An 8,259-nucleotide genomic window follows, 5' to 3' on the forward strand; every position below is an offset into this window, starting at 1 on the left:
CAATAAACCTTGCGCCACCAGTTCAAGCCTCCATTTTGCAACAACGGAAGAACTCAGAGCCAGTTTTTGTGCAATGTGTCTAACAGACCAGCTATAGGGAGGCTGGAGCCACATTACTCCCTTTTCTTTCACATCAATTGGTACAGCATGTGCCGGCATAGCAATTCTCCTTAAAAATTGAAGCGATAACTATGCTGACACAGGGGGAGAATGAGTGTTCACGATCGGCCAGAATATGCACACATAGCCTCAAGAAGCAGGCTTGATATCAGCGAGCTTAAAACGCGTGGAACACTTAAGTTTCTCTTCCTCACTCGTCTCACAAAATAGAATCAATGTGTCACTGAGTGCCGAGATGTTTGCGATATAGATAAACTCATGTGGGCTACAAACCACCTCCTTTGCGCTCAGAAAATTGACATATTGGCTGTAATTACTCATTAATTCGCCTCTATCTATATAAATAGAGCATTGGTTTTCACTGGCAATTTTCGTATGCGTTGAAAAAAAACGGGCACTTTGTGATTGGCCAGAAGTTAATAGAATGATGCAGGCAAATAGAAATAGTGAAAAAACGATAACATTGATACCTTTTATTTTTTTCAGAAAAGTGAGCGACTGCGTTTTTACTGCCGTTTTTTCGCTATTTGTGTCTATGACTTGAATGGTGTCATCAGTTTTGGGTTCTGAACATACAGCACTAGCGCGTTCCTCCTCTATAACCTGAACGGTTCCTGTAAAACACAGCCCAACTTTAGGAATGGTTTTGATGACTGAATTCCTTATCCCTGCATTACGAATAGCCTTCCTTATCAAAGAGATATTCTGATAAAACGTATTAGCGTTAACACACTGCCCATGTTTTTCCCAGACCTCACTGAAAAACTCCTGTTGATGAATACTCACGCCAGGCTGCTGTAGCAATAAAAGTAAACAGCGACTCGCAGGAACGTTTAAAACCGTTTCTTTTCCCCTAACCCCTGTCGGTACCAGTCGGTGTTGCTCTGCGTTATAGATCACCACATCATTGATTATATATTTATTTTTCATTTTCAATCACCTATAGCAAAAATAACACACCTTATTTCCTGTTCTTAAGTATAGTTAGAAAAAACACTCTCCATATAAAAATCCATTTTATATAAAAAAATCATAATGTTATACGATTTTCTTAACACCTTTTCTTCGCGCAACACAGAGAGGCTAAGAATCTCTCTTTTATCGTTCACAATTCACTTCTAACATAGAGAAAACACGGCATTCATCCTGAAATCAATGAATAAAATTAATTCACTAAGAATAAACCAATAAAACCACTATTATTTATCTCAGCAGCAAGCCGGACTGCACCATGGCAAAGAGCCTTGGGCAAAGTACCGCTAGCGAGGATAGCAAGACTGAAATAAATTTTTACTTTTTAACAATCGATGATTTTCACCCAGGAGGGTGTGAGGTAATCAATTGATAAACAATGATAATTTTATTATAGCAGTGATTTGCATCGTTATGTTTTAACTTTCAAAACATATAACTATGAAGCTGCCATCAGTGTAAAAAGTACCTTGATTTTTCGTAACTCAGGTGCAACAACAAAAAAATAGCTTTAAATACTATAAAATGTAATTTTATTGAAATAAAAAACTAACCAAAGGCAATTTACTGCTGGATTACATTAATTCTGAATAAATTGCCAAAGGGTTAACAAGTTCTATAATGCGTCGATAAATGGAGGCTTGGTATTTTTTTTTGCTTAAAGCGAAACAATAATCCGAGACATATATGGAAAATAGACTTTATGGTTTTTTGCTCAATGAAGACATCCAACTCGATATTGCCAATAAAAGACTCGTGCGTTACCGCGCAGAGACTGCCGATCACGCCATGCTTTTTAAGGTTGTCACCCTTAATGAGACACAGATGCGCTTATTACTGCTGTTAATGAGTAATGAGCCGGGTGCCATCATTTTAAAAAATGACATCATGGAAAAGGTGTGGAAAGAGAGTCAATCCAGTCCCTCAGACCAACGATTATGGTACTTAATAAAAGCATTAAGAAATAAACTGGCTTCCATTGGAATTTCAGAGGACTTCATCTCAAATGCTCACGGCATTGGATATTTTGTAGGTAACCACAACGTATTACCCATATTCGTTGGGTAGTTTTATTCTGTTTTAACAGAACGAATACATATATCCATATTTCATGGATATCAAGCACGCCATTTTAATGAATATTATAATGGTTTAATAACACTGGGTAAGTAGGAATATATATGAAAAAGTTAGCAATCGTTGTCTCCCTCGCAGCTGTATTGGGTTCTGTTAGCCTGGCTCAGGCAGCCTCCACAGGCACCATCACTTTTAACGGTGAACTGACCGCCAATACCTGTGACGTCGTGGTCGACGGCCAGGCCGCAGATGCGACCGTGGTGCTGCCAACAGTAGGTACCAACCAACTGACCGCTGCTACCCAAACCGCTGGCCGTACCGGGTTCAACATGGCACTGAATAACTGTGCCGGCACGCTGAAGACCGCGTCTGCCTTCTTTGAAGCCGGTCCCTCTGTTGACCTGATCACCGGTCATCTGAACAACATGACAGGTACCGCGACTAACGTGAGTCTGCAATTGCGTGATGGTTCAAGTGCATCTCAGGCGGTAATCAATGTGGGCAACCAGGATCAAACGCTGAATACCACCTATGTGGATGTTTCAACCGGTAGCGCTACCCTGCCATACGCCGTGGAATATTACGCCAATGGCGCGACCACGGCCGGTACGGTAGTCAGTAGTGTCGTCTATTCAATTCAGTACAAGTAATGGGTTTTCGGGAGAGGAGCGTCCTCTCCCGTTCTCCTGGAGTGTATTATGAAATCTCTCTCATGCAGTATTCGTCAAACGTTTGGATTGGCTGCCATTGCCTTATTCAGCACCAGCAGTCTGGCCAGCGTGGTGATCAGCGGAACGCGGGTAATTTACCCTTCTGATGCCAAAGAAGTCAGCGTTAAGCTCAGCAATGTCGGCCCTTCGCCCGTGCTGATCCAGAGTTGGATCGACAAGGGTGACGCCAATGCCAAGCCGTCCGCTATCCAGGTGCCTTTTGTACTGACCCCACCGATGAACCGCGTGGAGCCCAGCAAAGGCCAGACGTTGCGGATCAGTTATACCGGAGCCGCACTCCCCATGGATAAAGAGTCGGTATTCTGGCTCAACGTGTTGGAAGTACCGGCTAAAAATACAGCGAAAGCGGCAGACAACCGCCTGCAGATGGCCTTCCGCTCACGCATCAAGCTGTTTTACCGCCCGGTTGGGCTGCAAGGCAATGCCAATGATGCCGCCAAAGCGGTGATCTGGAGTGCAAAAGGCAACAGTATTCAGGCCTCGAACCCGACGCCATATTATGTGTCGCTGGTCAGCCTGACGCTCAACGGCAAAAAAATTGAAGGAGAGATGATCGCACCGCGTGCCACCATGACCTTTAATTTACCTGGGCAGGCAGGCAATACCCTGTCCGGCGATTTCGTTAATGATTACGGGGCAGTCAATAAGTTCGAGGTCATGATTAAATAGTGGCAATCCACCCGTAAGTATTATTAAGCAGCATCATCATTATTTGGGAAGTGTGTTCCTGAAGGGACGTCTTATGTCAAAATCTTTGCAATACAATATCCAGAGCCGTTTATCTCCTCTGGCCATGGCTATCCTGTCGACCTTGTTTGCCGGCAGCGCAATCGCGGGAAACGACGTTGATACGATTAATACGCCGATAGCCATCGCGAAGAATGTGGAGTTCGATCCTTCTTTCCTGAATGTTGATGATACTAAATCGGTTGACCTCAGCCGTTTTGCCAATGGCTCCTCGGCGCTGCCCGGTGTGTATAAGACCGCCGTCTATGTTAACAATCAACCGATCAGCAATATTGATATTGAATTCAAGGCGCGGGCAGATAAATCGGTGTATCCCTGCCTGACCCACGACCTGATTAAAAACATCGCCTTTAATTACGAAAAATTACCCAAAGATTTTTTGCACCCGGCAGGTAGCGAAGAGCAATGCCTAGACTTGCAACATAAGCTTCCAGAGGCGCAGGTTAATTTCGACAGTAGCGAGCAACGCCTGGATATTCTTATTCCTCAGGTCTATATGCTGAGCACTGCCCGGGGTACCGTCAGCCCGGAATTATGGGATAGCGGCGTACCCGCATTTTTGCTCGGTTATAACGTCAATGGCTATACCAGCAAGTCACACGGTACCACCTTCAACTCCCTGTTTGCCGGGGTGAATGCCGGGCTGAACGTGGGGGCGTGGTACCTGCGGCATAATGGCTCCTATAGCCAGATGAATAACGGACCCAGCCAATACAGCAACCTCAATACCTATCTGCAGCGCGATATTCCGCAGATCCAGGGACGGATGTTACTGGGGCAGTCGAATACCACCGGCCAACTGTTTGACACGCTGCCGTTCTCCGGTATCCAACTGGCCAGTGACGAGCGTATGTTGCCGGAATCCCTGCGTGGTTACGCGCCGGATATCCGTGGGATTGCGCGCACCAACGCCCGGGTCACCGTGCGACAGGGTGGCCAGGTATTGTATGAAACCACCGTCACTCCGGGCGAGTTTCTGATTAATGACCTGTACCCTACCGGTTACGGTGGCGATCTTGATGTGACAGTACGTGAATCGGATGGCACGGTGCAAACCTTCAAAGTGCCCTATGCCTCGGTGGCACAACTGTTGCGCCCAGGGTCATACCGTTATTCGGTGACCGCTGGTGAAGTGCGCAGCGATAACCTGCGTGAAAAACCGGCCCTGTACCAGGCCACCTATCAACTGGGGTTAACCAACGCCATCACCGGTTATGGTGGTTTGCAGGCCAGCCAAAACTATTATGCGCTGCAACTGGGCACCGCCGTGGGGACTCCCATCGGAGCGATTGCTTTCGACGTGACGCAGGCGCGGACGCATCTGGGAAACAGCACCGATATAGATGGTCAGCATCAGCCGGGTAACAGCCTCAGCGGGCAGAGCTATCAGGTGAGCTACAGCAAGCTTATCAGCGAAACCAACAGCAACCTGTCGCTGGCAGCTTACCGCTTCTCCACCGACGGCTATATGGATTTTATGACGGCGATGCAAACCCGCGACGCAGTCGCACAAGGATACTCGCCCGATTCAGTATCACGCGCCAAAAATCGCCTGACGGCTACGGCCAGTCAGGGATTACCGGGTGACTGGGGCCAACTGTATGTCAGTGGTTCACTGCAGAATTACTGGAACAAAGACGGCAACGATAAGCAGTATCAAATGGGATACAACAACCGTTACAAGAGTCTCTCGTACGGTTTCAGCGTCAACCGCAGTTTTTCCAGCCTGGGAACGGCGCAAACCAACTACCTGCTGAGCTTCAGCCTGCCGTTGGGGCGTAATGACCAGACCCACACGCCACAGCTGCGTATGGATTTGTCACACGACAGTACCGGTCGTTATGGCCAGCAGGCTACCATTTCCGGCACTGCCGGGGCGGAGAACCAGCTCAGCTATGGCGTGACGGCGATGAACGCCAACCAAGGCGTAGGCTCCAGTGGGTCAGTGAACGGCAACTACCGTACACCGGCAACGGCGCTGAGCGGCACCTACAGTACCGGCAAAGGCTATCAGAGTGCCTCCGCCGGGATGAATGGCACCGTGGTTGCCCATTCGGGTGGCGTGACCTTTACGCCTTATACCTCCGATACCTTTGCGCTGGTTGAGGCCAAAGGGGCGGAAGGGGCCAACGTCTCGTCGTATCCGGGGGTGAAAGTGGACTCACGCGGTTATGCACTGGTGCCCTACCTGAACCCGTACCAGATGAACGACATCAGCATCGACCCGAAAGGCACAGCGGCCAGTGTAGAACTGGACAATAGCAGCCAGAAAGTGGCGCCGTACTCCGGTGCGGTGGTGAAGGTGAAATACAACACCAAACAGGGTACGCCAATTCTGGTAGATGCGACCTATCAGGGTGAACCCATCCCCTTTGGCGCCGATGTGTTTGACAGCAAAGGTAACAGCGTAGGCTCTGTCGGCCAAGGCGGGCAGTTGTATGCGCGTGTTGCAAAAGACAAGGGGCAACTGAAGGTGAAATGGGGCGACGGTAGCGAGATGCAATGTGCTGTCAATTATCTGCTGATGCCCACTGTTAAAGGGCAGAAACAAGCCCAGATACAACAGTTTAATTCGGTGTGCCAGTAACAAACATAGAAAAATGTGGTCCTCTAATCTCCGTTAGGGGGCGGAAGAATAGAGTCTAAGCATATCTATTATGCAGGGAGTTACTGAATGAAAAATATAATTATTTTAATGCTGACAATATTGTTCAGTTTTTCAGCCAAGGCAGATTTTACTTGTGCCTATGACAATAATGCTGTGGTTTTTACCGTACCTCTGTCGGGGACAGTCAGCGTTGGAGTAGACAGCCCTAATGGAACGGTTCTTTATAATGGGATGGTTACTCAATCAACAACGCCCACATATAGATGTGATGCGGGCCCTCAATGGCTTGACCAGCAATTCCTGAACATACTCTCGGCACCCTCTCCGTTGTCCACCTGGAGTGGTTCCCCCTTTCCTGGGGCTGTTTACACCACCAATATTCCTGGAGTAGGCATCGCTATTTGGTCGCAGTTGGTTCCCGCAAGCGCAGCTACAACGACGAGTAAGGTATTGGTTTGGAGTGGCACAAGACAAAACCTGACCAATATTCCTGTCCGGTTAACTCTAGGTTATTCACTGATTAAAATTGGTAATATTTCACCAGGGGCAATCACAGGGATGTCATTACCCACATTTGGCATATCTTTACAAGTGACACCGAATGTTGTCGGATTCCCATGGCAAGCAATAACTTATAATTTCAGTGGTGCATTAAATATTGTGGCTAATACATGTGAAACTCCCGATGTTAACGTTAATCTGGGTGCATGGGATATTGCCAAACTAGGTGCGATTGGTAAAACAACACAATGGGTAAAATCTAATATTACTTTGAAGAACTGCCCAACTTTTAGCGGGTATTACTCCACAAACACTGTAAATAATTACACTGACGGTACAGTTAATATCCCTGGGCGTGATGCTAATGCGTTATCTGTATCCCTTACACCTGCAACACAGTTGATTGATGCAACCAACGGAGTAATGGCAATCAATGCTGGTACCACAGCTGCAAGCGGCATTGGCATTCAGTTAGGCTGGGGAGATTACACAGCAGCACCAACGTTGTTCAACTTTAATCAGGATTATAACTATACGCCACCGACTAGCGGTGTAACATAATTTGATATCCCGTTGTCGGCTCGATATATTCAGACGAGTTCAATTGTTACGCCTGGACAAGCTAATGGGAAAGCCATTTTTACAATTAACTATTATTGATTATTTTAAATTCACATAAGAGATGAAGATATATCGCGGCACCTTCAGAAATAATTTTACTAAAGCGTCTAAATATATCTCAGGAGGAAAAAATCATGAGGGAAAGAACCAATATATTCTTGCAGCATACCTGTAGCTACACCCGAGAAGGTATAAAGTCGCTTTTGGCTGAGCTTGAGGATATAACCCCTACCAACCTCATAGCTGAAGAGAAAAAATTGCAACCCAGCCTAAATCGATTAATGCATAAACCAGATGCTGATATTTTCATTCTCGGCTTACAGAGCAATGGAAATAATGCCAGTGAAATACTCTCTTTTATTATTAAGACAGTGGCATCATTTTTTCCTAAAGCCAGAGTCATTATTATGACGGAGCTTAATAGTCTGGGAAAATTAAAGGATTATTTGTTAGGGCTGAATAATGTCTACGCCGTGCTGGATAATGGAATAACACTGAAGGAAATGCATCTGCGCTTGACGGAGATCCTGACGTTACCAAAAAGCGTTCAACCTTGCCCCTTTCAATCGCCAGTCACCCCCTTAACACATCAGGAACTCAGTGTGCTGGGTTTTCTGTTGAAGGGGAAGTCGGCTAATGAGGTTGCCTACAAATTGCGTATTCATTGCAAGACGGTGAGTAGCCACAAACAGTCAGCATTACATAAGCTGGGTATCCACTCGCTGCACGGCCTGCTGACGAGTGGTAACAATCGAGAAATGATGTATCAGTTATTGCATTATCAACGTAAGCGTACACCGTGTACCGTCTGTCGAATATCTGACACATTCGACAAAGTAGTTCCCACCAAATAGTGAACTGGGAACCAAAATGGGCTTTGTA

General features: G+C 46.5%; 7 protein-coding genes. 6 read left to right on the forward strand and 1 reads right to left on the reverse strand.

Features of this window, described 5'->3' with window-relative positions; genetic code table 11:
- Positions 1–249: 249 nt before the first annotated feature.
- On the reverse strand, positions 250–1,050 hold the full coding sequence (locus ACKWMY_RS27385; protein ID WP_409487436.1) for a transcriptional regulator: 801 nt from the start codon (positions 1,048–1,050) through the stop codon (positions 250–252).
- A 729-nt stretch (positions 1,051–1,779) separates the two neighbouring features.
- On the opposite strand from ACKWMY_RS27385, the gene ACKWMY_RS27390 reads away from it, so the two are divergent.
- From ACKWMY_RS27390 to ACKWMY_RS27415, 6 genes are all read left to right on the forward strand, one after another.
- Entirely contained in the window at positions 1,780–2,160 is a 381-nt protein-coding gene (locus ACKWMY_RS27390) for a transcriptional regulator (RefSeq protein WP_409487437.1), read from the forward strand.
- Between the two features lie 113 nt (positions 2,161–2,273).
- The gene (locus tag ACKWMY_RS27395; protein WP_409487438.1) at positions 2,274–2,819 is read left to right on the forward strand and encodes a fimbrial protein; all 546 of its coding nucleotides are present in this window, start codon (positions 2,274–2,276) and stop codon (positions 2,817–2,819) included.
- A gap of 48 nt (positions 2,820–2,867) precedes the next feature.
- Positions 2,868–3,569, forward strand: a complete 702-nt coding sequence (locus ACKWMY_RS27400; protein ID WP_409487439.1) for a fimbria/pilus periplasmic chaperone — start codon at positions 2,868–2,870, stop codon at positions 3,567–3,569.
- Positions 3,570–3,642: 73 nt separating this feature from the next.
- On the forward strand, positions 3,643–6,234 hold the full coding sequence (locus ACKWMY_RS27405; RefSeq protein ID WP_409487440.1) for a fimbria/pilus outer membrane usher protein: 2,592 nt from the start codon (positions 3,643–3,645) through the stop codon (positions 6,232–6,234).
- A gap of 87 nt (positions 6,235–6,321) precedes the next feature.
- Positions 6,322–7,317 carry a fimbrial protein gene (locus ACKWMY_RS27410; RefSeq protein WP_409487441.1) on the forward strand — a complete coding sequence of 332 codons (996 nt, stop codon included), beginning with the start codon at positions 6,322–6,324 and terminating at the stop codon, positions 7,315–7,317.
- A 194-nt stretch (positions 7,318–7,511) separates the two neighbouring features.
- Positions 7,512–8,231, forward strand: a complete 720-nt coding sequence (locus ACKWMY_RS27415; RefSeq protein ID WP_409487442.1) for a LuxR C-terminal-related transcriptional regulator — start codon at positions 7,512–7,514, stop codon at positions 8,229–8,231.
- The last annotated feature ends 28 nt before the right edge of the window (positions 8,232–8,259 follow it).

This window comes from Serratia sp. J2 (assembly GCF_046269175.1).
Classification (GTDB): Bacteria; Pseudomonadota; Gammaproteobacteria; order Enterobacterales; family Enterobacteriaceae; genus Chania; species Chania fonticola_C.

Bases quoted from the DNA above. Each gene is read 5' to 3' on its own strand.
- ACKWMY_RS27390 (WP_409487437.1), top strand. From the start codon at position 1,780: ATGGAAAATAGACTTTATGGTTTTTTGCTCAATGAAGACATCCAACTC.
- ACKWMY_RS27415 (WP_409487442.1), top strand. From the start codon at position 7,512: ATGAGGGAAAGAACCAATATATTCTTGCAGCATACCTGTAGCTACACC.
- ACKWMY_RS27395 (WP_409487438.1), top strand. From the start codon at position 2,274: ATGAAAAAGTTAGCAATCGTTGTCTCCCTCGCAGCTGTATTGGGTTCT.
- ACKWMY_RS27385 (WP_409487436.1), bottom strand. From the start codon at position 1,050: ATGAAAAATAAATATATAATCAATGATGTGGTGATCTATAACGCAGAG.
- ACKWMY_RS27410 (WP_409487441.1), top strand. From the start codon at position 6,322: ATGAAAAATATAATTATTTTAATGCTGACAATATTGTTCAGTTTTTCA.
- ACKWMY_RS27400 (WP_409487439.1), top strand. From the start codon at position 2,868: ATGAAATCTCTCTCATGCAGTATTCGTCAAACGTTTGGATTGGCTGCC.
- ACKWMY_RS27405 (WP_409487440.1), top strand. From the start codon at position 3,643: ATGTCAAAATCTTTGCAATACAATATCCAGAGCCGTTTATCTCCTCTG.